Raw genomic sequence first — 26194 nt, forward strand, 5'->3', positions numbered from 1 at the left:
GTACTAGTTCCCCGCTAAAAACTAAATCAAAATTTAAAAAATTAAACGTCTATGAAAAATCTTCTTTCTATTCTGTTCTCCTTTTTTTTGTTGACTTCTCTTACTGCTCAGGAGCAGCGTAAAATATTTGGAAAGGTTTCCGATGGTAAAAGTGTAATTGCCAATGTAAACGTAAAAATCGCTAATAATGACTCATCGACAATAACCGATTCAGATGGCAATTATGAAATAATGGCTGGGACGAATGATTTTATCGAATTTACCTATACAGGCTTAAAACCAGTTCGTATTAAAATAGAAGATGTAACCCGAGTATTGAACCCCATTATGATACCAGATGTTACTGAGCTTGATGAAGTGGAGGTTACAGCAAGTAAACGTCGTTCGCAAAATGATTTGAGGGAAGATTACACCATTAATAAAAATATTATTAGAACAGCTTGGGGTTATTTAGATGCTGATAGAGCTGCCGGTAATATTCGAATTTTAACACAAGATCAAATTAACCCTGTCTCACTATGTATTTTAGATTTACTAAGAAATGAATTTGCCGGGGTTTATGTTGAGGGTTCATGCACAACAGGTGGCTCTACACCTAATTTAGGAGTTGTCGGAGACCAACGATTACAAGTTGGAGGTGTGGTTAGAATCAGACCTGGAAATAGCTTAAGTAGTCAATTACCAGCCGTTTTTGATGTAGATGGTCAAATTTTTACTGATGTTCCACTTTGGCTTGATATAAATAATATAAAGCGTGTGGCCATTCTTGCTAATTTAGCAACTACCGTTTCCTACGGTAATCTTGGTAATGGTGGAGTTGTTGTAATCAACACCATTGGTGGAAGCCCTAAAAACAATCAATTTGTTGACCGTGCTAGATTAAAAAACAATTACGCCAATGCTAATACGCTGACCTTAGAAGGGGTAGCTAAAAATGCTCCGAACTATTTGAAAGAATTTAGAAACAGTGATTCTTTTGAAGGCTCAAAAGCAATATTTGAAAAGTACAGCAAATCTTATGCTAGTTCGCCCTATTTTCTTTTAGATGCCTATACGCATTTTGTGAATAACCATAAAGAACTAGAATACGCCGACGCTATAATTGCTGACTATTTTGAGCCATTTACCAATAACCCGGTACTTTTAAAAGCACTGGCCTATACTTATGAATCTCAAGAACGCTTTGATAAGGCGAATGCAGCTTATAAAGAAGTATTTATACTCCGGCCTAATTACGCCCAAAGTTATATGGATATGGCCAACGGATATCGCAATCTTAGCGAGCCTCTGCAAGCCGCATCAATCTACGCGCGATATGAATATTTAATTCAAGAGGGCTTTTTAGATAGAGATAGTATTGGATTTGAACCAATTATCGAAAGAGAATATAATAACCTCTTGATGTTAGAAAAAAGAGCTTTAGTCGAAAATGGAAAAGCACAAAAACTATTTATAGCCAAAGAAGATTTTAATGGAACCCGCTTGGTTTTTGAGTGGAATGATGGTGAGGCAGAATTTGACTTACAGTTTGTAAATCCTGAGAATCAGTATCACAAATGGAAGCACAGTATGTTTGACAATGTAGATGTAATTGAAAGAGAAAAGAATTTTGGCTACAACGTCAACGAGTACCTGATTGATGGTTCACTGCCTGGCACATGGCAGGTAAATATTAATTATTTAGGTAATAAAAGCTTAACCCCTACCTATTTGAAAGCTACCATTTATAGTAACTATGGAGAAAGGTCACAACGTAAAGAAATCAAGATATTCAAACTTGATTTAAAGGATGTAAATCAAGAGTTGTTTCGGTTAAATATAGCGCAAGGTTTAATTCAAAATTAGGAACTATGAAAAAATTACTTTTTCTTTTTTTAGCAGTACCGCTAGTCATTTTTGCTCAAGAGCAACGCAAACTATCAGGCACTATTTCATCTGACTATCAAGTTTTACCCGATGTTAAAGTGACCGTTGTAGACAAAGAAATTGTTACAGCCTCCAATCAACGCGGGTGGTACGAGATTGCTGTTGAAAAAGGAGATAAAGTACAGTTTTCTTCTATTGGCATGAAAACCATTACTATAATGGTGGAAGATGTTACCCGAATTTTAAATCTTGAAATGTCTTCGGAAACTACTGATTTAGAAGAAGTAGTAGTAACTAAAAAATTGAACAAATCACAAGAACTTCTTGAAAAAGAATTTAGATACAATCCGGATATTGTTAAATCAGTGTTTAGGTATTTTGAACCAAAAAGATTTGTTGGTCAAACTCGAATGATAAATATGGATGGATTGGAGCATAATAGCCAATGTATTCTTGATTTATTGACCGAACAACTTGATGATATTTCTCGGATTGGCACATGTGCGGGTGATGGTAAAATTTTTATTGGTTTAAACTCAATTAAGGCTTCGCCAATAACTGTTTTTGATATTGATGGTCAAGTTTTTCAAGACGTTCCATTTTGGTTAGATCTGCGTAAAATAAAGAGAATTGCAATAGTGCAAGGAAGGTATTGGGCTAATTATTACGGGGATGCTGCCTTAAATGGGGTAGTCATCATTAATACAACAGATTTAAATGCTTTAAGAGGAGTTGTAGATAAAGGCAGATTAAGAGATAATTATATAAAAGAAGCTAATCTAAGCGAGCAATATCTTGCTGAGAATAAGCGTAGAAAACAAAATCAAAAAGTAATTTCTGGTACTGTTTCTGACGGAAGAGCACCTATAGCGAATGTAAATATTAGCGTCTCGAATACAAATGAAGCTACTACAACCAATGAAAAGGGAAAGTATAAGATAAGAGCAGGTCAAGGTGATATCATATCATACTCGTATGTAGGGTTAAAAACTGTGAATATTAAAGTTGAAGATATCACTCGTATTTTAAACCCAATTTTAATACCTGAAGTAACCCAATTAGATGAAGTGGAGGTTACAGCCAGTAAACGTCGTTCTCAGAAAGATTTAGAAGAAGATTACTATAGCAATGAAAATATTATTAAAACGGCCTGGGGCTATTTAGATGCTGATAGAGCTGCTGGAAATGTTAGGTTTTTGAATGAAGAACAAATCAATCCTGTTAGCTTATGCATATTAGATTTATTACGCGGCAAATTTGCAGGAGTGAATGTTACTGGCGATTGTTTTAGTGGAGGTGGAGTGTCCATTAGGGGACTGAATTCTATAATGAACAACACCGGGGCCATATTTGATGTTGACGGTCAAATTTTCACGAACGCACCTATTTGGCTAGATGTCAATAGTTTTAAACGTATTGCTATCTTATCTAATTTAGGTCTAACAGCTCAATATGGTAATTTTGGTAGAGGAGGCGTGGTTGTGATCAATACAACTAATGGAACGCTGAAAACTAATAATGGAGTCGATCAAGCGCTTTTAAGAAACAACTTTGTTAGTGGAAGGATACTCACAAAAGAAGATATTGATAAAAATAAGCCACAATACCTAAAAGAATTAGAGGCCTCAACTTCATTCGAAGGTGCAAAGGGTGTTTTTGATAAACATGCTAAAGCTTATAAAGGTTCTCCTTACTTTCATTTAGATGCTTACACGTATTTTACGGAGAAATGGAAGCAGCAAAAATATGCTGATGGTATTATTAAAAATAACTATGCTCTTTTTCAAAATAACGCTGTTTTATTAAAGGCTTTGGCGTATCATTTTGATGCTCAAGAACGTTTTGAAATGGCAAACACGGTATATAAAGAAGCTTTTCTTTTAAGACCTAATTATGCTCAAAGTTATTTAGATATGGCGAATACCTATCGCGATATAAATGAGCCTAAAATGGCGGCATCAATGTATGCGCGTTATCAATATCTTCTTGAAGAAGGGTTTATGCAGCAAGATACTATTGGTTTTGGACCAATTATAGAAAGAGAATTCAACAACTTGTTAACTTTAGATAAAAGTGCAGTAGTTCATAGTGAGAAAGCTAATGAGCTTTACATCGCTGAAGAAGATTTTGCAGGAACCCGGTTAGTGTTTGAGTGGAATGATAGTGAAGCTGAGTTTGACTTACAATTTGTAAATCCTGGGAAACAATTTTACACTTGGAATCACAGTTTGGCAGATAATGAGGAAACTATTAGCAGAGAAAAGAACTTTGGTTATAATATCACAGAATATCTAATAGATGGCTCTTTGCCAGGCAATTGGAGCGTTAATGTAAATTATTTGGGCAACAAAAGTTTGACCCCAACCTATCTAAAGGCTACTATATATTATGCTTACGGCTCTCGAAACCAACGTAAAGAAGTAAAGGTATTTAAGTTAAGTCTTAAAGATGTAAATCAAGAATTGTTCCGTTTACAGTCTTTTTCAAAGGTGGCTGTTAGATAAAATCATTTTTTAAATTAGCCTTGAACTCTATTTCATAAAACTAATTAAATGAAAAAAAAGCTTACTAACTATCTATTCTTTATTTTTTCATTTTATACAATTTTAGTTGGTGCACAAAAAGATTACAAGGGCCGCGTCGTTGATGCTACCACAAAAGAACCTTTAGCTTATGTAAATATTGGTATTCAAGAGGCTGGTATTGGCACTGTAAGTGATGAAGAAGGTTTGTTTCATATGTATTTGGAACAAGATAAGTTTAGAACTGATGAACAAATTATATTTTCTTCGCTTGGTTATGAAACTTTATATATACCTATTTCTGAGATTCAATTGGTGTATAACGACTACCCAGAGATAGCACTTAAACCAAAGTTATTTGAGTTGAATGAAATCGTGGTTTCTAATAAAGGCGAGCGTTTTATTCCAGATAATGTAGGCTACAGGAATTATGGTGTTAAAAATTATGGATATTGGAAAGATAATATAGCCTTAGGAGGAGAACTAGCAACTAGAATCGTTGTCAAAAGTGGTTTACGTAAATTAAATAATTTTGAATTTGAAGTTTGGCATAACCCCTCAGATAGTTTACTGTTACGTGTAAATATTTACGATGATAATGGAGGGTCTAACAAACCCGGAATAAATCTAAATACGTCTAGTAAAAATATTCTAACTACTGTCAAAACAGATGATAAAATGGTAAAGGTTGACTTAAGGCCTTTCGACATCTATGTCATGAATGACTTTATAATATCTCTAGAACTTTTAAAGATTTATGGTGATGAAGAATTAGGGTTAGTTTTATTGGCTTCATTAAATCAATTTGGATCATACCGAAAATATGCTAGTCAAGACAATTGGGAATCGTTGTCTGATACAAATATGGCCTATTACGTCCAATCAGAGCTCATGGTTTCAGAAAAACTGGCGCAACGTTTTGAACGTAAAAAAGAAAAAAAGAAAAAGAAACAACGCACCGTGTCAGGCTTTGTAATTATGAAAGGCAAAATGATTTCTGGGGTTTCAGTCTTAAATAATAGAACTAAAGCAGATACGATTTCAGATGATGGTGGCCGCTATATTATTCCCGCTGACAAAGGTGATATTTTAACCTTTTCAAAGGAAGGATATAAAGATTTCAGTTTTGAAATTACCGATAAGATTACGCAGAATGTGGTATTGAGACTAAAATAGTTTACACCTGCAATACTCCCATATTAAATTGCTTTTCAATTGGTGCATGGTTAGCAGCATCAATACCCATTGAAATCCATTTGCGTGTGTCTAGCGGGTCGATAATCGCGTCTGTCCAAAGTCTAGCAGCTGCGTAATACGGAGAAACCTGCTCATCATAACGACTTTTGATTTTATCAAACATCGCTTTTTCTTTTTCAGGTGTGATGGTCTCACCCTTTTTCTTAAGAGAAGCTTTCTCAATCTGTAAGAGCACTTTAGCTGCAGAATTTCCACCCATTACGGCTAATTCGGCACTTGGCCAAGCAACAATTAGCCTTGGGTCATAGGCTTTTCCGCACATGGCATAATTACCAGCTCCGTAGCTGTTGCCAATTACTATGGTGAATTTTGGTACGACTGAATTACTTACTGCATTGACCATTTTGGCACCGTCCTTTATAATACCTCCGTGTTCACTTTTGCTACCAACCATAAAACCGGTAACATCTTGTAAAAACACTAAAGGAATTTTCTTTTGATTGCAATTCGCTATAAACCGAGTTGCTTTATCTGCAGAGTCTGAATATATCACACCACCAAATTGCATTTCTCCTTTTCCGTTTTTAACAACCTTACGTTGATTAGCAACAATACCCACAGCCCAACCGTCCATTCTGGCGTAACCTGTCAAGATAGATTTTCCATAGTCCGCTTTATATTGCTCAAAATCAGAATCATCTACCAAGCGATTAATGATATCAAGCATATCATATTGGTCTGAACGAGAAGCTGGAAGGATACCATAGATATCTTCTTGCTTTTCTTTTGGTTTAGAAGATTTTATCCTGTTAAAACCAGCTTTATCAAAATCACCAATTTTACCCATAATATTCTTTATGGTGTCTAATGCAGCCGCATCATCTTTAGCTTTATAATCAGTAACACCACTAATTTCACAATGCGCGGTTGCACCACCCAAGGTTTCATTATCAATACTCTCACCAATCGCTGCTTTGACCAAATAGCTACCGGCTAAAAATATACTTCCTGTTTTATCTACAATTAAAGCTTCATCACTCATAATAGGTAAATAGGCTCCACCCGCAACACAGCTACCCATTACTGCAGAAATTTGAGTAATACCCATACTACTCATAACAGCATTATTTCTAAATATTCGTCCGAAGTGTTCTTTATCAGGAAAGATCTCATCTTGCATTGGTAAATAAACTCCAGCACTATCTACTAAATAAATTATCGGCAACTTATTTTCTATGGCAATTTCTTGAGCTCTTAAATTTTTCTTTCCGGTTATGGGAAACCAAGCTCCTGCTTTAACAGTGGCATCATTAGCAACCACAATACATTGCTTACTTTGAACATAGCCTATTTTTATTACAACACCAGCAGAAGGGCAACCGCCATGTTCTTCATACATACCTTCACCTGCAAAACCACCTATTTCAATACTATCTTTATCCGTATCTAATAAATAGCTTATCCGTTCTCTCGCAGTCATTTTTCCTTTGGCATGATGCTTTTCAATACGATTTTTGCCGCCACCTAATTTTACCTTCGCAAATCGAGTGCGAAGTTCTGATACTTTTAGTTTGTTTTGGTCTTCGTTTTTATTGAACTTTAGGTCCATAAATCGGTTGCTTAATTTTAACTGTTTTAAAGTTTAAAGATAAGCACTAATAGCAATAATAAATCAAGTATGAAAAGTAAAACAAGATGGGGAATTATTGGACCAGGTAAAATAGCTCAGAACTTTGCTAATGATTTAATGCTAGTTGAAGATGCCGAACTTACTGCCGTGGCTTCAAGAAACGAAGAACGGGCGCAAGAATTTGCAACTACTTTTCAAATACCTAATGTTTTTAATAGTTATCAAGCCTTATTTGACGGCGATGTTGCTGATGTTCTTTATATAGCAACACCACATACCTTTCATAAAGATTTGGCCATACGTGCTATGCAAGCTGGCAAACATGTTTTATGCGAAAAACCCTTAGGCATAAATACTAAGGAGGTTAGCGAAATGATAAAAGTTGCTAAAGAGAATAATGTCTTTTTAATGGAAGCTTTGTGGTCTCGTTTTAATCCTACCATTCAAAAAGTCAAAAAACTGACTGACGAAGGTGTTTTGGGTGATTTAAAATATGTACATGCAGATTTTGCTTTTTATGCACTCGACAGGCCTCTTGATTCACGACTTTTAGACCCGTCTTTGGCTGGTGGAACTTTATTAGATATTGGTATTTATCCAGTTTTTTTGGCCTATTTATTTTTAGGTAAACCGAAAGAGATTAAAGCAGTTTCAAATTTTAATAAAATCGGTACTGAGATTCAAACTTCAATTATTTTTCAATACGATGACGCGCAAGCCATTCTATTTAGCAGTTTCGCTAATGATTCTAAATCAGATGCACAGATAGCTGGGACAAAAGGTAGCGTAAGTATAAAACATCGTTTTCATGAAAGTCAAGGATTTACGCTTTATGTAGACGAAGAGTCTAAAGATCTTGAATTACCTACTATAGGTAAAGGGTATACTTACGAAATTAGAGAGGTGAATAAATGTCTGGAAGAAAATAAACTAGAAAGTGATTTATGGTCGCATCAAGATAGTATCACCTTAATTTCTCTTTTAGATGAAATACGGTCTAAAAACGGCATTAGTTTTCCTTTTGAAGACTAAAAAACAACATAGGTTGTTCATTTTTTACGATATTTGATTTTACACATAAAACGAAGAAAAGTGAAGGATAAAAATACAGTTTTAGCATGGGCAACAATCATAATGATATTTGTTGGTATAGGTACGATAGCCTTAGGGGCTTTTAAGTATGATGAGGTTGCTGGATATGGATTTGCGGCTGTGGGGATTGGATTTTTAGCCGTTGCTTGGGTTTTTAATGCCTTGAAAGGGCGCGTATAAAACATTTTATTTTACTGCTTTAGCTTGGGTTTCGCTTCAGAATGTTTGAAATCGAACCTGAATTAATTAACAACTAATCATATTATTTGACATGTCTGACGATAAAAAAGTCATTTTTTCAATGGCGGGAGTAACTAAGAGTTATAAAAATGCCAATACTCCAGTTTTAAAAAATATTTACCTCAGTTTTTTCTATGGTGCAAAAATTGGTATTCTTGGTCTCAATGGCTCTGGTAAGTCAACTTTACTTAAAATAATCGCTGGAATTGACAAAAATTATCAAGGTGACGTAGTTTTTTCGCCAGGCTATTCTGTTGGTTATTTGGAACAAGAACCGCAGCTTGATCAAGAAAAGACCGTTTTAGAGATTGTGAAAGAAGGGGTTGCCGAAACTGTTGCTGTTTTAGATGAATACAATAAAATCAACGATATGTTTGGCTTGCCGGAGGTCTATGAAGATGCAGATAAGATGCAAAAGCTCATGGATAAACAGGCTGCCCTTCAAGATAAGATTGACGCCTCGAACGCTTGGGAGCTTGATACCAAATTGGAAATTGCAATGGATGCATTGCGAACTCCTGATTCGGATAAAAAAATAGGAGTTTTATCCGGTGGTGAACGACGTCGTGTGGCTTTGTGTAGATTGTTACTTCAAGAACCAGATGTGTTACTCTTAGATGAACCAACTAACCACTTAGATGCCGAATCGGTTCATTGGTTAGAACATCATTTAGCACAATACAAAGGCACTGTTATTGCCGTAACGCATGATAGGTATTTCTTAGATAATGTTGCCGGTTGGATTTTAGAATTAGATAGGGGAGAAGGTATTCCATGGAAAGGAAACTATTCAGGTTGGTTAGACCAAAAATCAAAGCGCTTAGCACAAGAGAGTAAACAAGCTTCTAAACGCCAAAAAACCCTTGAACGTGAATTAGATTGGGTTCGTCAAGGAGCTAAAGGCAGACAAACTAAGCAAAAGGCAAGACTTAAAAACTACGATAAGTTAATGAGTCAAGACCAAAAACAATTAGAAGAGAAATTAGAAATATACATACCCAATGGCGCTCGACTAGGAACTAATGTGATAGAAGCTAAAGGGGTGAGTAAAGCTTATGGTGATAAGTTACTCTATGAAGATCTTAACTTTAACCTTCCTCAAGCTGGTATTGTAGGTATTATTGGCCCTAATGGTGCTGGTAAAACCACGATTTTCAGAATGATAATGGGTGAGGAAACGGCTGATAAAGGCGAGTTTACCGTTGGTGAAACTGCAAAATTAGCCTATGTAGATCAAAGTCATTCAAACATTAACCCTGAAAAATCTATTTGGGAAAATTTTAGTGATGGACAAGAGTTGGTTATGATGGGTGGTAAGCAGGTAAATTCTAGAGCTTATTTAAGTCGTTTTAACTTTTCTGGTAGTGAACAAAACAAAAAAGTAAATATGCTTTCTGGTGGTGAGCGAAACCGTCTTCATTTAGCGATGACCTTAAAAGAAGAAGGTAATGTTTTACTGCTTGATGAGCCTACCAACGATTTAGATGTGAATACTTTAAGAGCCTTAGAAGAAGGTCTAGAGAATTTTGCCGGCTGCGCTGTTATCATATCTCACGATAGATGGTTTTTAGATCGTATTTGTACTCATATATTGGCATTTGAAGGAGATTCACAAGTATATTTCTTCGAAGGGTCTTTCTCGGAGTATGAAGAGAATAAAAAGAAACGTTTGGGTGGCGATATAATGCCAAAACGTATTAAATATAAGAAGTTGATACGTTAATCAATATCAATTTATGTCGGTAAGATTAGAGTCAAGAATGATTATAACCTTCTTGACCCTGTTTTACACTTGATTTGATTAAAAATCATCCGCTGGATACCAATCCAGTTGTACTACTTCGATATCGGGATTCGAGTTATTAATCAATTTTTTAAATTTTACGACATCACTAACATCAGGGCGTCCTCGGTAATGATATGGATACACCTGTTTAGGTTCAAATTCTAAGACCGCACTAGCTGCGCTATCTTCTGTCATAGTATATGGTAAATTCATGCATACAAATGCCTTGTCAATATTTTTAAGGGCCCTCATTTCGGGTATATCTTCGGTGTCTCCTGAAAAATAAATTCGTTGACCTCCAATATTTAAAACATAACCATTGCCACGGCCTTTAGTATGAAAATTTAAAGCCTCTTCTCTTAAATTATACATTGGCACCGCCTCGACCGTAATACCGTAGCGTTCTTTACTATCACTATTATTTAGAACATCTAATTGTGGAATGAATTTTTCAGGTATTTTATCCGCCACCGCTTGCGGTACCATAATCTTTGCCTTTTCGGTATTAAGTTCTTCCAAGGTTTCTAAACTAAAATGATCGCCGTGTATATCTGTTATTAGAATTAGATCTGGTTCTTTTTGATTATCGAAAGCAGCCGAACCTCCAACGGGATCAATATATATTGTAGTATTATTCCATTCTACAACGGTTGTCGCATGTTCAATTGGAATAATCACCACTTCTTGGGTGTTATTTTTTGCAACTAAAGCTTCATCGGTATCTGTTTTTGAAGATTTTTTTTCCTTGTTTATGCATCCTGAAAGGATAACAACAACTAATAAAAATATAGGTTTGAAGTATTTCATTGAAAATTTTATTTGTTAATAAAGGTACATTTTTATTGGGTTTGTCGAGATTTTTGACCGTAAGATAAATTCAAAAACATCTAAAGTTAAAACTAACACGTAGATATACCAAACACTGTAAATACTTAAGATAAAGTATATTAAATTTTAAGATTATGACTGAGACAAAAAGTAACAACGGATTGAAGGTGATAGCAGGTCTTTTAGGGGTTATCCTGTTAGGTACTATTATTTATACCGTAAGTCTTTATCAAGACAAGAAGAAAACAACTAATGCTCTTACACAAGAGAAAGAATTAGTTGTTGAAGATTTAAATAGCTTAAAATCTGAATATGACAAAGCTATTTTAGAAAGTAATGCAACAAACGAAGAATTGGTTGCTGCAAGAGATAATATTGCACAGTACATAGATTCAGTTCAAGGTATGAAAGCTGATATTGCTTCTTTATCAAGATATAGAAGACAAGTTGGTGTTCTAAAAGCTGAAAGAGAGCAATTATTGAAACAAGTAGATTCATTAACGCAGTCTAACTCTATGTTAGCAATGCAACGTGATAGTACTTTTACAGAATTAGAAAAGCAAACAGTTTTTAATGATTCTTTAGTAGTTTCAAATACACAATTAGCTGACGCTGTAGAGCGTGGTGCTGCTCTTAACCTTTCAAGTCAAAGTATTGACGCTGTAAAAGAAAGATCAAGCGGTAAATTAGTATCAACTTCTAGAGCTAAAGCAACAGATAAGTTCAAAGTATGCTTTACTGTAGCTGATAACGTTATTGCTGAAGCTGGAGATAGAGAATTTTTTATTGAAGTGTTAGATCCTCAAGGAAACACACTTGGTGAAGGTATGACTACAACTAATGATAATGGAGGTTCTATATCTTATACTAAAGGAACAAGCTTCTACTACGAAAACAGCTCTTTAGACGTATGTGATTATATCAATAAACCAACTGATGATTTCCAAAAAGGAAATTATATGGTGAACGTATATGATGACGGATTAAAATTATTAGGTACTTCAAAATTTACTTTGAAGTAAGCATAAACACTATCCACACTATATGACAAAAAAGGGCAATCTAAACAGATTGCCCTTTTTTATTTACAACGTTTTAACTTATTTTAAACTACCGACCATATCCTCAGGTTTTACCCATTCGTCATATTCTTCAGCTGTTACGTAGCCTAAATTGATTGCTTCTACTTTTAAGGTTGTTCCGTTCTTATGAGCTGTATTGGCAATTTCCGCAGCTTTATAGTACCCTATTTTCGTGTTCAGTGCAGTGACCAGCATTAGAGAGTTATTCAATAATGTCTTAATAGTTTCATGATTAGGTTCAATTCCAGAAGCACAATTAGTGTCAAAACTTAAACAGGCATCACCAATCAATTGTGCAGACTGTAAAATATTTGATGCCATCATTGGTTTAAAGACATTTAATTCATAATGACCTTGTGTACCGCCAACACTAATTGCAACATCATTGCCAATTACTTGTGCACATACCATAGTCAGCGCTTCACATTGGGTCGGGTTCACTTTACCAGGCATTATAGAACTACCAGGTTCGTTAGCTGGAATTATTATTTCACCAATACCAGAACGAGGCCCTGAGGCCATCATTCGAATATCATTCGCAATTTTGTTTAAAGAGACAGCTAATTGTTTTAAGGCTCCGTGACTTTCAACAATAGCATCGTGAGCGGCAAGTGCTTCAAATTTGTTTTTTGCGGTTATAAACGGTAGACCGGTGAATTCAGCAATATATTTCGCAACAACTACATCATATCCGTTCGGAGTGTTCAGCCCAGTGCCAACAGCCGTGCCACCTAGTGCTAGTTCACTAAGATGCAGAAGTGTGTTTTTTAATGCCTTTAAGCCATGATTTAATTGGGCTACATAGCCTGAAAATTCTTGACCTAAGGTTAGGGGAGTAGCATCCATTAAATGGGTACGACCAATTTTAACAACTTCACTAAATTCTTCTGATTTTCTTTCAAGGGTATCACGCAGTTGTTCTACTCCAGGTATGGTAACATCAATTATTTTTTTATAGGCAGCAATATGCATGCCTGTTGGGAAAGTATCGTTTGAAGACTGTGATTTATTTACATCATCATTAGGTTGAATAGTCTTATCTCCTTCGCCTATTTTTTTACCGGCCATTTCATGCGCTCTATTGGCTACAACTTCATTCACATTCATATTGCTTTGGGTGCCAGAACCGGTTTGCCAGATGACTAATGGAAATTGTTCATCATGTTTACCGTCTAAAATTTCATCACAAACCGCAGCAATTAGGTCTCTTTTTTCAATCGTTAATACTCCAAGTTCATGATTGGTATAGGCTGCGGCTTTTTTTAAATAGGCAAATCCATAAACAACTTCTAGAGGCATAGATCCAACAGGTCCTATTTTAAAGTTATTTCTTGAGCGTTCTGTTTGTGCTCCCCAATACTTATCAGCAGGTACTTTTACCTCGCCCATAGTATCTTTTTCTATTCTATAATCCATAATGCATGTTTTCTATTTACAAAGGTAAAGTTTAGCCTTTTTAAAATTCTTGATTTTGTCGGATTCTGATAATTTTTTTAAATCGATTTGCAATTTTCCCTCTTTTCAAAGTATCTTTGTTGTATAAAATTATATTCATGGTAGAGTTTGACCAATATCTCGGATTTTTAGCCTTTTTAACCATCCTTACTATAGGATTTTGGTTAATGATATTTTTATTGACGTTTGTAGTGCCTTATTGGTTGGGTGGAAACTTGCTTGAAATGTGGAAAGAACGTCAAGCTGAAAGAAAAGCTAAGCGCAACGAATAGAAAATATATAGATAAAAAAAAGGAGCCATTTGGCTCCTTTTTTTATGCTCCAAATTCTTCTCCACCGCCATCATCATCGTTCTCTCTTCCTTGGCTCCGTTTTTTCTTCTGGTTGAATCTGTAGGTAAAAGAAAGGTTGTAACTTCTGACTCTACGTTGAAATTCACTATCCGTTAAAAAGAATGATGTGGATGTTTCACTGACTCTTTTACGGCTATTAAACACATCATTAATGTTTATGGCTAAAGAGGCTTTGTCTTTAAATAAATCTTTACTAAAGGCTAAGCTCATTGAAAATATACCTTGACTTATAGTTTGTGCATTTTCCGTGGGTCCTCTGTAGAATAATCTTGTTTGCCAATCAATTTTTGAGGGTAATGTAATTTTATTATTTAAGCGTACGAACCAGCTTAAATTTTCTGCATCAAAATTTTGACCATTAAAATCGCCTCGTGTTACCAACTGAAATAAGTTGATATTTCCATTAATATTCCACTTTCTTGAAGGACGGTAGTTGGAATTAAGTTCAAAACCATATCTGTCGTTCTTAGCTAAATTAACGGGTGTTCTTCTCAAAATACTAACTTCTTCTCCATCAAAAATGGTGTTTTCACCGGTGTCCTCCGTTATAAAGGTGATAACATCTGTTGCTCTTTGAAAGTATACGGAACTGCTAAGGGTTAATTTTTCAAAACGTTTCAAATAGCCTAAATCAATTTGATTTGAAAAAGAAGGTGTCAAGTTAGGGTTGCCTTGAAAAAGGTTCGTTGGACTTGATCTTGATGGAAACGGGTTAAGAAAAAAGGAACGTGGTCTTCGTATTCTTCTATTATAACCTAATTGAAAACTTTCTCTTTCGCTTATCTCATAGTTTAGGTTTAATGTTGGGAATAGGCCATCAAAATTGTTACGATTAAAATCACCAGTTTCAATTTGGTTGATGATTAATCTCGTTGCTTCATAACGTAAACCACTCAAAAATGAGAATTTATTGATTTTGGTTCCGAACTGAGTATAGAAGGCATTAATAGTTTCTTTAAAATTCAGAACATTACTTGGATTGGTAATGCCAAGCTCGTCAATAGTAGGTTGTATAAAAGCGACATCATAATCAGTATCTAGTCTATTAAAATCACCCCTATAACCCATTTCAAATTGACCTGATTTGCCAACTGGAACCACATAATCTGTTTGTAGAAATATCCGTTGCTGATCTTCATCAGTTCTTACACTTTCACTATCAAATCCATTCTGAACAATTAAAGACTCTTCAAGTTCATCACTAGTTTCAAACTGAAATGCAAAGGTGAGTTTGTGGTCAGAGTTACCATTAAATTGCTTGTCGTAGTTTAAGCCGTATTGAAAAGTTTTGTCATCTTCAGTTTCGGGATCAAATCGAAAACCTGATGAGATGTTTCCTAAGGCATCTTCTTGAGAAAAGTTATTCGTGGTTTCACTACTATTATCTGAGTTTCTAATGAAAATAGTTTGGGTAATAGAGGCAGTTTCATTTACGTACCATTCTACCCCAAAATTCACATTAAAGCCTTTTCGTAATCTTTCAAAATCTCTCAGCTCAGTAATACCATTGGTAAAAACGCCATTAGCATCAAAAAAATCAGTATCTGTTAAAGAGTTTCCTGGACCTTTTCTATAGTTATAGCCGGCATTGGTGAAAATATTTAAGTCCCCAGTTCTGTAATTAATGTTCCCATTAATACCAGCTCTAGTTGGGTAGCCTAAATTGGTTGTTATGGCACCATTAAGTCCTTGTAATTTACTTCTTCTAAGTATAATATTGATGATTCCACCGGATCCTTCAGCATCATATCTAGCGGAAGGTGAGGTGATAACTTCTACTTTTTCAATAGACTCCGCGGGCAGTTGTTGTAGAGCTTCGGCACTATTAAGACCAGTAATTGCGGATGGTTTACCATTGATTAAAATTCTAACATCATCATTGCCTCTTAGCTGCACATTACCCTCAACATCTACAGAAACTGAAGGAACATTATCAAGGACATCACTAACGGTACCCCCGCTTACGGTTAGGTCAGAACCTACATTATAAATCTTTTTGTCCAGCCTTAGTTCAACTGTAGTTCTTTCTGCGATAACTTCCACTTCATCTAATTGGGCGACATCGATTGACATTTCAATCTTACCTAAATCTGTGTTGGCCCTAAGTAGCTGTCTTTCTTTTTTATAGGTAGCATAAGAAATGTACTCTACAGATATGTTGTACATACCTGGCAATGTCTCTACATTGAACTGACCATTCTCGTTTGTAATCCCTCCTGTTACTTTGTCCGGCTCTCTAACGCTTTGTAATATGAAGGTCGCGTACTCTAAAGGATCGCCAGTATCTTTATCAATAACTGTTCCTGTGATTTTAATTGGGCTAAGATTTTGTGGTCTTTGGGCTTGTACAAAACTTAATGACAACAATAAAATTACTGGTAACAGTTTATTCATATTATTCTATGTTTTTTTTCTTCTTTTTTTTCTTCTTTTTTTTCTTGGTCTGAAAACGTTTCTCTTGTAGTTCTACAAATGCGTTGAATTTATCTTCAGGTAATCCAGCTTTAAGCTCAGCAGTTTGCAGGTCAGCAAGTTTTTCATACTCTTCCTGCATTTTCTTCGGTTCAAGCTTTAAAATTTGAAGTTCTATTCGTTTTGTAACATATTTTACTAACGTAGAACGAACAACCGCCTGTTCAAAAGGATCTAATTCTAAAGTTTCTGATATTCTTGGCATTTGGTCATCAACTAGCTCTTCTGCAGTCTTTGGTTTAGGTTCTTCAGTTGGAGTCGGTGTTTGTGGAATAGCACTTCTTTGCCGTTGACGTCCGTACTGATTGCCATAACCGTATTGCGCCGCAATAGTTGTAGCATTCAAAAAAAGTATTAAAAAAATGACTTGAATAATTACCTTCATGATTTCTTAAGATTTCAAAATTACCCCAAGGTTTAAGCCTTGTTGGTTAATAGTTTGTTAAATAGATATTTTTCTTAAACAAATTAAGATATGATTAACTTTTTAGGACTCCTGCTGTCCCATCATCATCAAAAATGCTTTTAAAAACTGACTAATATCTCCATCCATAACAGCATCTACATTGCCAGTTTCTTGAGCCGTTCGAACGTCTTTTACCAGTTTATAGGGGTGCATGACATAATTTCTTATTTGCGAACCCCATTCAATTTTCATTTTTGATGATTCTATTTCTTGTCGAGCTTCCTGTTTTTTTCTAAGCTCAATTTCATATAACTGCGATTTCAACATTTTCATAGCCGTGGCCCTATTATCATGTTGTGAACGTGAATCAGAGCATGAAATCTGAATACCACTTGGCTTATGGACCAATTGAACTTTCGTTTCTACTTTATTCACATTTTGTCCTCCAGCCCCACTTGATCGAGCGGTGGTTATTTCAATATCTGAAGGGTTTACATCAATTTCAATAGTATCATCTACAAGCGGATAAACATAAACAGAGGCAAAAGAGGTATGTCTTTTTGCATTACTATCAAAAGGAGAAATACGTACCAATCGGTGTACCCCATTTTCGCCTTTTAACCACCCAAAGGCATATTCACCCTCAATCTCTAAAGTAACCGTTTTTATTCCAGCTACATCACCTTCTTGATAATTGAGTTCTTTTACCTTGTAACCCTTTTTTTCACTCCACATCAAATACATTCGCATTAGCATTGCGGCCCAATCACAACTCTCGGTTCCGCCTGCACCCGCAGTTATTTGCAGTACTGCGGTGAGCTCATCTCCTTCATCTGAGAGCATGTTTTTAAACTCAAGATTCTCAATTAATTCAACCGCATTGTTATGCTTCAATGTAACTTCATCTTCTTCGACTTCTCCTTCTTGCTGAAATTCAAGTAAAACCTCTAAATCATTAACCAAAGTTTGTGCCGAATTAAAGTCTTCAACCCATCTTTTTTTCGATTTAATAGATTGCATTTGTTTTTGAGCTTCTTGCGGGTTATCCCAAAATCCAGGCTCTAAGGTTTTTTCTTCTTCATTCTCTATTTCGATAAGTTTGGCATCAATGTCAAAGATACCTCCTTAACGCGCCAAGGCGATCTATAAGACCTTTATGTTGATCTGTAGTTATCATTCAAAGTATTTCGGGCAAAAATAAGGTTTCACTTTTGTTGAACAACCAAATTTGTATAAATTTAGAATTCAATATACCAATCATGACTGTGAAACTAAGACTCCTTTTTTTATCTCTATTCTCTTTTATTTACGCAAATGCTCAGGACTTTGAAATGACCAAGGACTTTCAAAAATTCAATGGCTACTTTAATTACTATTACGATGATGCAAATGATAAAATTTACCTACAAGTTGATGAATTAGACAAAGACTTTCTATACGTCTATTCGTTAAGTAGTGGAATAGGAAGTAATGATATTGGTTTAGATCGAGGACAATTGGGAAATGAGCAAGTTGTATTTTTTAAAAAAGCAGGAAATAAATTACTGTTAGTTCAACCTAATCTTAAGTTTAGAGCTTTAACCAATAATGAATTAGAGCGTAAGTCAGTAGAACAAGCATTTGCTAAATCTGTTTTACATGGTTTTTCTATCAAAGAAGAATCAAAAGGAAGCTACCTTATTGACATGACTGATTTTCTAATGCGAGATGCGCATGGAGTTTCTGGAAGGTTAAAACGAACGCAACAAGGTTCATACAGTTTAGATAAATCAAAAAGCGCTTTTGCTTTTGAAAGAACAAAGGCCTTTCCTAAAAATATAGAGTTTGATGTAACGCTTACGTTTAAAGGCGAACCTAAGGGTAGCTATATTCGTTCGGTAGCTCCAAACGCTAGCTTAGTTACTGTTGCACAGCACCATTCCCTAATTGAACTGCCAGATGACAACTTTAAAAAAAGAGTCTTTGATTCGCGTAGCGGTTCTAACCCTTTTAGTTATTACGATTATTCTACCCCAGTTCAAGAGCCAATTTTAAAACGTTATGTTACTAGGCACCGTTTGGAAAAGAAGAATCCTGGGGCAGAAATTAGTGAAGCGGTAGAACCAATTGTTTATTATTTAGATAATGGTACACCGGAGCCTGTTCGTTCGGCTCTTTTAGATGGTGGAAGATGGTGGAATCAAGCTTTTGAAGCTGCTGGTTATAAAGATGCCTTTCAGTTAAAAATGTTGCCCGATGATGCGGACCCTTTAGATGCACGCTATAATGTTATTCAATGGGTGCATCGCTCTACGAGGGGTTGGAGTTATGGAAGCAGTATCAAAGATCCTCGAACAGGCGAAATTATTAAAGGTCATGTAAGTTTAGGAAGTCTCAGAATTCGCCAAGATTTTTTAATTGCACAGGCTTTAATGAACAAGCCCTTTGCAGAACGTGATGATAATTATCAGCCAATGCTTGATTTGGCTTTGGCTAGAATTCGTCAGCTATCTGCTCATGAAATAGGACATACTTTAGGATTTGCGCACAATTTTGCCGCAAGTACTAACGGTAGAGCATCAGTGATGGATTATCCCCATCCGCAATTTGAACTTAAAAATGGTGAAATTGACTTTTCGAATGCTTATGATACAGGTATAGGGGAATGGGATAATGTTACGGTGGCGTATTCCTATGCTGAATTTTCAAAAGGTGCTAATGAAAAAGAAGAACTCAATAAAATTTTGGAGGAAGCCCAGAAGAAAGGATTGCGTTATATTTCTGACAGAGATGCTAGACCCTTGGGCGGTGCACATGCTTTAGCGCATTTATGGGACAATGGTAAAAGTATTAGCCAAGAACTTGAAGACATGTTGAAAATCAGAAAAATAGCGATAGCCAATTTTTCACCTGATAATATACGTTCTGATGAAGCATATTCGGTTTTAGAGGACGTTTTTGCACCTCTTTATTTCTTTCACCGTTATCAAACCGAAGGGGTATCTAAAGTTATTGGAGGTTTGGACTATAATTATAAATTGAAGAATGACGGTCAGCTATCTGTTGTTTCAGTTTCAAAAGAGACCCAAGAACAGGCATTAAACTCACTTTTGAAAACAATTACTCCTGAGGTTTTGGCTATTCCGAAAGAAAAACTAGTGCTTTTTCCACCAAGGGCGAAAGGCTATCCAAGAACCCGTGAGTCATTTAAAGGAAAAACTGGAGTTGCTTTTGACCCATTCAGTGCTGCGGAAACAGCTAGTAAAACTAGCTTAAGTTTATTGTTACATCATCAACGTGCTAATAGATTAGTACAGCAAAAAGCATTGGATGATAATCAATTAGGACTCTCAGATGTTGTGACTACATTACTTGATAAAACAGTTAAAGCGAAACAATCAAAAGGCTATTATGGAGAAATTCAGAAAATAGTCAATTGGCAAGTACTTCAAGAATTAATGCATTTAGCGAGTCATGATGATAGTTTTCCTCAAGTAACTGAGACTATTCTATTTGAAATGATGCGACTGAAAACCCATTTAGGAATAAAAGCAACGGATCCTAATTCTATTTTAATGAAGAAAGAGGTAGAAGGCTTTATTGGCAATCCAAAAGGATATAAAAAGAAAATTGACGCCCCGAAAATTCCTGATGGTTCACCAATTGGAATGGCTTGTTTTGATTAAGTTTTGCTTATAGCTACTATACATGGAGATAAATTTAATAAGTGATACCGTTACCAGACCTTCTGCTGGAATGTTAGATGCTATGATGACCGCAAAAGTTGGTGATGACGTATTCAAAAACGACCCGACGATAAATGCTTTAGAGGCAAAAGTTGCCGAATTTTTTGGGATGGAGGCCGCATTATTCTTTCCAAGCGGAAGTATGACCAACCAAACGGCTATCAAATTACATACCCAACCAGGTGAGCAAATAATATGCGATAAGTATGCTCACGTATATAACTATGAAGGAGGTGGAGTTAGTTTTAATAGTGGTGTTTCATGTAAGCTTGTTGACGGAAATAGAGGAATGATGAAAGCTCATCAAGTAGAATCTGCTATAAACCCTCCAGATTTTTACCATAGCCCGCTCACAAGTTTAGTTTGTATAGAAAACACAACCAATAAAGGCGGTGGGGCTTGTTGGGACTTTGATGAATTAAAAAAGATAAAAACCGTTTGTTCAAATCATAACTTAAAATACCATTTAGATGGGGCCCGATTATGGAATGCACTTGTTGCTAAAAGCGAAAACCCGAAAGATTATGGTGATTTGTTTGACTCCATAAGTGTTTGCCTGAGCAAAGGATTAGGATGCCCAGTAGGTTCTGTCTTAGTTGGTGACGCCCAATTAATTCATAATGCTATTCGAGTTCGTAAAGTATTAGGAGGCGGTATGCGTCAAGCAGGTTTTTTGGCAGCTGCTGGTATTTATGCGTTAGACCATAATATTGAAAGGTTAGCACAGGATCATCAAAAAGCCAAAGAGCTCGGAGAAGTTTTAGAAAGTCTTGACTTTATAAAAAAAGTGGAACCTTTAGAAACGAACATTGTCATTTTTGAAATTGATGAATCTAAATTAAATACGGATGATTTTATGGCTAAACTCAATGCACATAAAATTTCAATAATAGGAATGGGGCAAGGCAAGCTAAGAATGGTAACACATTTAGATTATACTGATGAGATGCATGAATCAACTTTAGTAATTCTTAAATCTATTTAGAGTTGTAAATACTCTTATTTAGATTTTTAATTCCATTTTCCATTCCAGCTTCGGAAGAATAGGGTTCACTAAAACCGATGAGGTTATTAGTGCTATTTTTTAAAAGAAATTGAAACTGTCCATTATGATTAGTAGTTCTCTCAATTGCAATGTTATTATCAATGTTTTCAACCATTTGGGCTACGATGTGGTCTAGCTCATTTTCTGAGTTATACCACTTACTTCTCATTAAAATTCCACCATCAGCAGACTTCACTACAAACTGATATTCGTTGTTATTTCCTTTAGTTTTTTGAATCACTTGAATAATTTTTTGTGACTTTTTTAAGAAATGAGTTTCATAATACTGTTAACCATTAATATTCAATTAACAAACACTAACAAATTATGAAAAAAGTTTTATTTATTGTTGCTTTATTTACAACGGCATTTATGAGTGCCCAAGATCTACCTGCAAACCCTGAGCCAGGTAAGTGTTACGTGCGTTGTACGACGCCAGATGTTTATACTAATGAAACTACATCGGTAGTGGTAAAACCAGCGTATAAGGTTTTAAAAACGGTACCTGCAACTTACAAAACAGTTACAGAACGTGTATTAGTAAAAGAGGAAGGTAAAAAGCTTTCCGTAGTACCTGCAAAGTGGGGAACAGAAACTGTTACTTATGTTTCTAAAGAAGGAGCAAATTCTTTAAAAATTGTTCCAGCAAGTTTTAGACCATCATCTGAAACAATTGAAATTAAACCTGCATATGCGCAATGGGAGCTAGGTTCACCTGCACCAGATTGTGCTTCAGGTAACCCAGATGATTGTCGTTATTGGTGTTATAAAGGATACCCTGCGGAATATACTACTGTAAGTACGCAATTGGTAGCTAATGACGCTTCAACGCAAAAAACTGCTATCGCAGCTAAGAATGCTAGTTACACTAAGAGAGTAATGTTGGAGCCAGCAAGAGTTGTTGAAGAGATTATTCCTGCTGTTTACGAAACCATTACAAGAACGGTATTAGATAAAGATGCTTATACAGTTGAAGAGACTATTCCTGCAGTAACTGAAACCATCACTAAAGAAGTATTGCAAACAAAAGGTGGACTTACAACTTGGAAAGAAGTTGAGTGTTCTTTAGTAGAATACCAGGCACTACCAATAAGCTGGAACTTAGGAAGCTCTACTTTAACTTCTGAAGCTAAGCGTATTATTGATTCTAGATTAATGCCAGTATTACAACAAAACCCTGGCACTAAATTAGAAATTGCTTCGCATACCGATGCCAGAGGTGGTGCATCTCCAAACCAAGATTTATCTGAAAAAAGAGCAAAAGCAGTTGCGGATTACCTAATCTCCAAAGGCGTTAACTCTAGTCTTTTAGTAGCAAACGGTTACGGAGAAAGAAAATTAAAAAACAGATGTGCTGATGGTGTTTCTTGTACTGAAAGAGAGCATGCAGCAAACAGAAGAACAGAATTTAGACTTATCAATAACTAGACACTATTTTATTAGCTATTGCAAAGAAGGGCCTCTGTTTTTAGAGGCTTTTCTTATTTATTCCGTTTTATGAATTCAAGATGATAACCAACTTCCCCATTCATACTATAACCTGAATAATCGTCCAAAATCACGCCGTTTGGGCTCAAAGCAACGAGTAGTGGAAAGACTCCTTTTTTATTGTACTTGGGCAGTAAAGCTTTATTATGTTGAAGTTGCGCTGGGGTCAATAAATCTTTGTTTCTTGGAATATCTATATATAATAGCACATAATCTTCAGAAAGTGTCTTAAACTCATTAGTTTCAAACAAATCTTTTTTAAGCATTTTACAAGGTGGGCACCAATCGCTTCCAGTAAAATATACCAAGACATTTTTATTTTCTTTTTTGGCTATTTTCAAAGTGTTTTTGTAATCGGTTTGCCAATTAGCGCTAGTTGAAGCTATGTTACTGGCACCAAAAGGATTAAAGACTAATACTGCGAAAAAATAAAAGAGAGCTTTCATTATAATAATTTATAGCAAAATACTTGCCAAGTTATTTGAATAACGAATCCATACCAGGAATATTGGGCATGCCTTCTTTGGCAACAGCTGCCAGTTCGGTTTCGTTAACCTTTGTAGCTTTTTCAATAGCCTTGTTTATAGTTAGTATGATGTAATCTTCAAGTTGCTCTTTGTCTTCTAATAAACTATCGTCAATAGTTATAGCTTTAATTTGTCTATTGGCAGTAAGGGTTACCTTTAAAAGACCGTCTGTTGAAGCTTCGTCCACCATAACAGTATCTAAACGTTTTTTAGTCTCTCCAACCTTTGCTTGGGTTTCCTTAAGCTTACCCATCATTCCCATTAAATCTCCGAACATGATACTATTTCTTTTTGTTTGTAATAACAAAACTAGTTAATTGAAATAAAACCAGGTTTAAAATCATTTTGGATTCGAGCTTTCACTTTGTTGAATCTAGCTTATTTTTGCAAAATCTTATTATTTGATTATAACAAAGCATGGCATTAAAAGCTCCGATTGCGAAAAAAGTACCTAAAGAACTTAGTATTCATGATGACGTTCGAGTTGATAATTATTATTGGTTAAATAATAGAGAAGACCAAGAAGTAATTGATTATTTGGAGGCAGAGAATAGTTTTTATGCCGAAAACACGGCTCATACAAAAGACTTTCAAGAGGTTTTATTTCATGAAATGAAAGCTAGAATTAAAGAGGACGATTCATCTGTTCCCTATAAGTTGAATGGCTATTACTATATTACGCGCTTTGAAATTGGCAAAGAGTATCCAATTCATGCTCGTAAAAAAGAAAACCTAGATAATGTTGAAGAAGTCTTATTTAATTGTAACGATTTAGCTGAAAAGCACGATTACTTTAATTTAAGAGGGATCTCAATCAGTCCAGATAACACCAAAGTGGCGTTTGGAACGGATACTGTCTCCAGACGACAATATGTTATTCAAGTAAAAGACTTAGTAACCGGTGAAGTATTTGTTGACAAAATAGAAAATACAACTGGCAGTGCTGTTTGGGCTGCTGATAATAAGACTTTTTTTTATACCAAGAAAGACCCAGTAACCTTGCGTTCCGATAAAATTTACAAGCATCGTTTGGGTACATCATCGGATGAAGATGAACTGGTTTTTCATGAACAAGATGATACTTTTAACACCTTTGTTTACAAGACGAAATCAAGAAAGTATATCATCATTGGTTCAAGCAGCACTCTTACTTCGGAATATCAAATATTACCGGCGGACAAACCAGATGATGATTTTAAAATATTTTCACCTAGAACTAGAGGCTTAGAATATTCTATTTACCATTATAATGAGAGTTTTTATGTGCTTACCAATAAAGACGAGGCGACAAACTTTAAGTTAATGATGGTTGATGAGCAGGATACATCCCATTCCAATTGGAAAGAATTTATCCCGCATCGTGAAGAAGTATTACTAGAAGGTATTGATATTTTCAAAGATTACTATGTGCTTTCGGAACGCGAATTGGGATTAAATAAATTGAAAATTGTTCGTTGGGACCAGACGAACAGTTACTATTTACCTTTTGAAAGTGAAACTTATGTCGCTGGAGGCACCACTAATGTTGACTTTGATACAGAAACCCTCCGTTATTTTTATAATGCCATGTCTTCGCCTTATGCAGTTATTGATTTTAATATGCGAACCAAGGAAAAGCAAATTTTAAAAGAACAAGAAGTACTCGGTGGTCAGTTTGATAAAGGAAACTATGAATCTAAGCGTATTTGGGCAGTTGCAAAGGACGGAGTTGAAATTCCGGTTTCGTTAGTGTATCATAAAGAAACCAAACTTGATGGAACAAGCCCGTTATTGCAATATGCTTATGGCTCATATGGCGCTACTATAGACCCCTATTTTTCGACAGTACGATTAAGTTTATTAGATAGAGGTTTTGTTTATGCGATAGCCCATATTCGTGGAGGAGAATATCTTGGCAGGCCTTGGTATGATGACGGAAAACTTTTAACTAAAAAGAACACATTTACTGATTTTATTGATGTATCTAAACATTTAATATCCGAAAAGTTTACATCACCAGAACATCTTTATGCGATGGGCGGTTCAGCTGGTGGGCTTTTAATGGGAGCAGTAATCAATATTGCACCTGAATTATATAATGGTGTTATTGCTGCGGTTCCTTTTGTTGATGTGGTTACCACTATGTTAGACGATTCTATCCCATTAACCACTGGTGAATATGATGAATGGGGTAATCCAAATGACAAAGTTTATTATGACTATATGAAATCGTATTCTCCTTATGATAATATTGAGGCCAACAACTATCCTAACATGTTAGTTACTTCTGGTCTTCATGATTCGCAAGTACAGTATTGGGAACCTGCCAAATGGGTTGCAAAGCTTAGGGCATACAAAAAGGACAATAACCAACTGTTTTTAGATACAAATATGGAGGCAGGTCATGGTGGAGCTTCTGGTCGTTTTGAAGCTTTAAAGGAAACTGCAAAGGAATATGCCTTTATTTTAGATTTAGAAGGAAAAATCTCATAAAATAAAAT

The 26194-nt window shown here is 35.5% G+C and carries 21 protein-coding genes; 12 read left to right on the top strand and 9 right to left on the bottom strand.

All coding sequences use genetic code 11. The features are described 5' to 3' along the window. The first annotated feature begins 51 nt into the window (after nucleotides 1-51). From RM542_RS06805 to RM542_RS06815, 3 genes are read left to right on the top strand one after another with little or no spacing between them, the layout of a single operon-like run. Nucleotides 52-1845, top strand: coding sequence for a hypothetical protein (locus tag RM542_RS06805; RefSeq protein ID WP_311384980.1), 1794 nt, complete (start codon nucleotides 52-54; stop codon nucleotides 1843-1845). A 5-nt stretch (nucleotides 1846-1850) separates the two neighbouring features. Then, nucleotides 1851-4370 carry a carboxypeptidase-like regulatory domain-containing protein gene (locus RM542_RS06810; RefSeq protein WP_311384981.1) on the top strand — a complete coding sequence of 840 codons (2520 nt, stop codon included), beginning with the start codon at nucleotides 1851-1853 and terminating at the stop codon, nucleotides 4368-4370. A gap of 48 nt (nucleotides 4371-4418) precedes the next feature. Next, complete coding sequence (locus RM542_RS06815; protein WP_311384982.1) at nucleotides 4419-5564, top strand: carboxypeptidase-like regulatory domain-containing protein; 1146 nt, start codon at nucleotides 4419-4421, stop codon at nucleotides 5562-5564. 1 nt (nucleotide 5565) lies between these two features. On the opposite strand, the gene RM542_RS06820 is transcribed toward RM542_RS06815, so the two are convergent. Continuing rightward, nucleotides 5566-7194 (bottom strand): carboxyl transferase domain-containing protein, encoded by a 1629-nt coding sequence (locus RM542_RS06820; protein ID WP_311384983.1) that lies wholly within the window; start codon nucleotides 7192-7194, stop codon nucleotides 5566-5568. Nucleotides 7195-7263: 69 nt separating this feature from the next. Here RM542_RS06820 and RM542_RS06825 point away from each other — a divergent pair, with 69 nt between their 5' ends. From RM542_RS06825 to ettA, 3 genes are all read left to right on the top strand, one after another. After that, nucleotides 7264-8247: a Gfo/Idh/MocA family oxidoreductase gene (locus RM542_RS06825; RefSeq protein ID WP_311384984.1), complete on the top strand. Its 984-nt coding sequence runs from the start codon at nucleotides 7264-7266 to the stop codon at nucleotides 8245-8247. Between the two features lie 60 nt (nucleotides 8248-8307). After that, nucleotides 8308-8487 carry a CAL67264 family membrane protein gene (locus RM542_RS06830; protein WP_311384985.1) on the top strand — a complete coding sequence of 60 codons (180 nt, stop codon included), beginning with the start codon at nucleotides 8308-8310 and terminating at the stop codon, nucleotides 8485-8487. A 91-nt stretch (nucleotides 8488-8578) separates the two neighbouring features. After that, nucleotides 8579-10270, top strand: coding sequence for an energy-dependent translational throttle protein EttA (ettA, locus tag RM542_RS06835; protein ID WP_311384986.1), 1692 nt, complete (start codon nucleotides 8579-8581; stop codon nucleotides 10268-10270). Between the two features lie 78 nt (nucleotides 10271-10348). Here ettA and RM542_RS06840 read toward each other — a convergent pair whose 3' ends face one another. Further along, nucleotides 10349-11140: an MBL fold metallo-hydrolase gene (locus tag RM542_RS06840; protein WP_311384987.1), complete on the bottom strand. Its 792-nt coding sequence runs from the start codon at nucleotides 11138-11140 to the stop codon at nucleotides 10349-10351. Nucleotides 11141-11295: 155 nt separating this feature from the next. On the opposite strand from RM542_RS06840, the gene RM542_RS06845 reads away from it, so the two are divergent. Further along, nucleotides 11296-12183: a hypothetical protein gene (locus RM542_RS06845; protein ID WP_311384988.1), complete on the top strand. Its 888-nt coding sequence runs from the start codon at nucleotides 11296-11298 to the stop codon at nucleotides 12181-12183. Nucleotides 12184-12261: 78 nt separating this feature from the next. Here the strand turns inward: RM542_RS06845 and fumC are convergent, their stop codons facing one another. After that, nucleotides 12262-13659 (bottom strand): class II fumarate hydratase, encoded by a 1398-nt coding sequence (gene fumC / locus RM542_RS06850; RefSeq protein WP_311384989.1) that lies wholly within the window; start codon nucleotides 13657-13659, stop codon nucleotides 12262-12264. A 137-nt stretch (nucleotides 13660-13796) separates the two neighbouring features. On the opposite strand from fumC, the gene RM542_RS06855 reads away from it, so the two are divergent. Continuing rightward, entirely contained in the window at nucleotides 13797-13970 is a 174-nt protein-coding gene (locus tag RM542_RS06855; protein WP_311384990.1) for a hypothetical protein, read from the top strand. 42 nt (nucleotides 13971-14012) lie between these two features. On the opposite strand, the gene RM542_RS06860 is transcribed toward RM542_RS06855, so the two are convergent. The 3 genes from RM542_RS06860 to prfB all read right to left on the bottom strand — a co-directional run bounded on the left by RM542_RS06860 (nucleotide 14013) and on the right by prfB (nucleotide 18106). Beyond that, nucleotides 14013-16445, bottom strand: coding sequence for a TonB-dependent receptor domain-containing protein (locus tag RM542_RS06860; RefSeq protein WP_311384991.1), 2433 nt, complete (start codon nucleotides 16443-16445; stop codon nucleotides 14013-14015). A 1-nt stretch (nucleotide 16446) separates the two neighbouring features. Next, nucleotides 16447-16908 carry a hypothetical protein gene (locus tag RM542_RS06865; protein ID WP_311384992.1) on the bottom strand — a complete coding sequence of 154 codons (462 nt, stop codon included), beginning with the start codon at nucleotides 16906-16908 and terminating at the stop codon, nucleotides 16447-16449. Between the two features lie 102 nt (nucleotides 16909-17010). After that, a protein-coding gene (gene prfB, locus RM542_RS06870) for a peptide chain release factor 2 (protein ID WP_311384993.1) occupies nucleotides 17011-18106 on the bottom strand; the annotation gives its coding sequence in 2 pieces (ribosomal slippage) (nucleotides 17011-18042 and nucleotides 18044-18106; 1095 coding nt in all). Between the two features lie 82 nt (nucleotides 18107-18188). Here prfB and RM542_RS06875 point away from each other — a divergent pair. Both RM542_RS06875 and RM542_RS06880 read left to right on the top strand, forming a co-directional pair. Beyond that, nucleotides 18189-20594 (top strand): zinc-dependent metalloprotease, encoded by a 2406-nt coding sequence (locus RM542_RS06875; RefSeq protein ID WP_311384994.1) that lies wholly within the window; start codon nucleotides 18189-18191, stop codon nucleotides 20592-20594. Nucleotides 20595-20616: 22 nt separating this feature from the next. Beyond that, nucleotides 20617-21639 carry a GntG family PLP-dependent aldolase gene (locus tag RM542_RS06880; RefSeq protein ID WP_311384995.1) on the top strand — a complete coding sequence of 341 codons (1023 nt, stop codon included), beginning with the start codon at nucleotides 20617-20619 and terminating at the stop codon, nucleotides 21637-21639. Here RM542_RS06880 and RM542_RS06885 read toward each other — a convergent pair. Continuing rightward, nucleotides 21632-21940: a YegP family protein gene (locus tag RM542_RS06885; RefSeq protein ID WP_311384996.1), complete on the bottom strand. Its 309-nt coding sequence runs from the start codon at nucleotides 21938-21940 to the stop codon at nucleotides 21632-21634. The two genes, RM542_RS06880 and RM542_RS06885, sit on opposite strands and share 8 nt — an antisense overlap. 86 nt (nucleotides 21941-22026) lie before the next feature. Here RM542_RS06885 and RM542_RS06890 point away from each other — a divergent pair, with 86 nt between their 5' ends. Further along, nucleotides 22027-23127 carry an OmpA family protein gene (locus RM542_RS06890; protein ID WP_311384997.1) on the top strand — a complete coding sequence of 367 codons (1101 nt, stop codon included), beginning with the start codon at nucleotides 22027-22029 and terminating at the stop codon, nucleotides 23125-23127. Nucleotides 23128-23180: 53 nt separating this feature from the next. On the opposite strand, the gene RM542_RS06895 is transcribed toward RM542_RS06890, so the two are convergent. Both RM542_RS06895 and RM542_RS06900 read right to left on the bottom strand, forming a co-directional pair. Continuing rightward, nucleotides 23181-23633: a thioredoxin family protein gene (locus tag RM542_RS06895; RefSeq protein ID WP_311384998.1), complete on the bottom strand. Its 453-nt coding sequence runs from the start codon at nucleotides 23631-23633 to the stop codon at nucleotides 23181-23183. Between the two features lie 31 nt (nucleotides 23634-23664). Next, the gene (locus RM542_RS06900) at nucleotides 23665-23991 is read right to left on the bottom strand and encodes a YbaB/EbfC family nucleoid-associated protein (RefSeq protein WP_311384999.1); all 327 of its coding nucleotides are present in this window, start codon (nucleotides 23989-23991) and stop codon (nucleotides 23665-23667) included. A 140-nt stretch (nucleotides 23992-24131) separates the two neighbouring features. Here RM542_RS06900 and RM542_RS06905 point away from each other — a divergent pair, with 140 nt between their 5' ends. Continuing rightward, nucleotides 24132-26186, top strand: coding sequence for a S9 family peptidase (locus RM542_RS06905; protein ID WP_311385000.1), 2055 nt, complete (start codon nucleotides 24132-24134; stop codon nucleotides 26184-26186). Nucleotides 26187-26194: the final 8 nt, after the last annotated feature.

It is taken from the genome of Croceitalea sp. P059 (genome assembly GCF_031846365.1).
Lineage (GTDB): Bacteria > Bacteroidota > Bacteroidia > Flavobacteriales > Flavobacteriaceae > Croceitalea > Croceitalea vernalis.

Coding starts and splice junctions, on each gene's coding strand:
- RM542_RS06855 (WP_311384990.1), top strand. CDS start 13,797: ATGGTAGAGTTTGACCAATATCTCGGATTTTTAGCCTTTTTAACCATC.
- RM542_RS06900 (WP_311384999.1), bottom strand. CDS start 23,991: ATGTTCGGAGATTTAATGGGAATGATGGGTAAGCTTAAGGAAACCCAA.
- RM542_RS06810 (WP_311384981.1), top strand. CDS start 1,851: ATGAAAAAATTACTTTTTCTTTTTTTAGCAGTACCGCTAGTCATTTTT.
- fumC (WP_311384989.1), bottom strand. CDS start 13,659: ATGGATTATAGAATAGAAAAAGATACTATGGGCGAGGTAAAAGTACCT.
- RM542_RS06820 (WP_311384983.1), bottom strand. CDS start 7,194: ATGGACCTAAAGTTCAATAAAAACGAAGACCAAAACAAACTAAAAGTA.
- RM542_RS06880 (WP_311384995.1), top strand. CDS start 20,617: ATGGAGATAAATTTAATAAGTGATACCGTTACCAGACCTTCTGCTGGA.
- RM542_RS06865 (WP_311384992.1), bottom strand. CDS start 16,908: ATGAAGGTAATTATTCAAGTCATTTTTTTAATACTTTTTTTGAATGCT.
- RM542_RS06845 (WP_311384988.1), top strand. CDS start 11,296: ATGACTGAGACAAAAAGTAACAACGGATTGAAGGTGATAGCAGGTCTT.
- ettA (WP_311384986.1), top strand. CDS start 8,579: ATGTCTGACGATAAAAAAGTCATTTTTTCAATGGCGGGAGTAACTAAG.
- RM542_RS06890 (WP_311384997.1), top strand. CDS start 22,027: ATGAAAAAAGTTTTATTTATTGTTGCTTTATTTACAACGGCATTTATG.
- RM542_RS06805 (WP_311384980.1), top strand. CDS start 52: ATGAAAAATCTTCTTTCTATTCTGTTCTCCTTTTTTTTGTTGACTTCT.
- RM542_RS06815 (WP_311384982.1), top strand. CDS start 4,419: ATGAAAAAAAAGCTTACTAACTATCTATTCTTTATTTTTTCATTTTAT.
- RM542_RS06825 (WP_311384984.1), top strand. CDS start 7,264: ATGAAAAGTAAAACAAGATGGGGAATTATTGGACCAGGTAAAATAGCT.
- RM542_RS06860 (WP_311384991.1), bottom strand. CDS start 16,445: ATGAATAAACTGTTACCAGTAATTTTATTGTTGTCATTAAGTTTTGTA.
- RM542_RS06895 (WP_311384998.1), bottom strand. CDS start 23,633: ATGAAAGCTCTCTTTTATTTTTTCGCAGTATTAGTCTTTAATCCTTTT.
- RM542_RS06875 (WP_311384994.1), top strand. CDS start 18,189: ATGACTGTGAAACTAAGACTCCTTTTTTTATCTCTATTCTCTTTTATT.
- RM542_RS06840 (WP_311384987.1), bottom strand. CDS start 11,140: ATGAAATACTTCAAACCTATATTTTTATTAGTTGTTGTTATCCTTTCA.
- RM542_RS06905 (WP_311385000.1), top strand. CDS start 24,132: ATGGCATTAAAAGCTCCGATTGCGAAAAAAGTACCTAAAGAACTTAGT.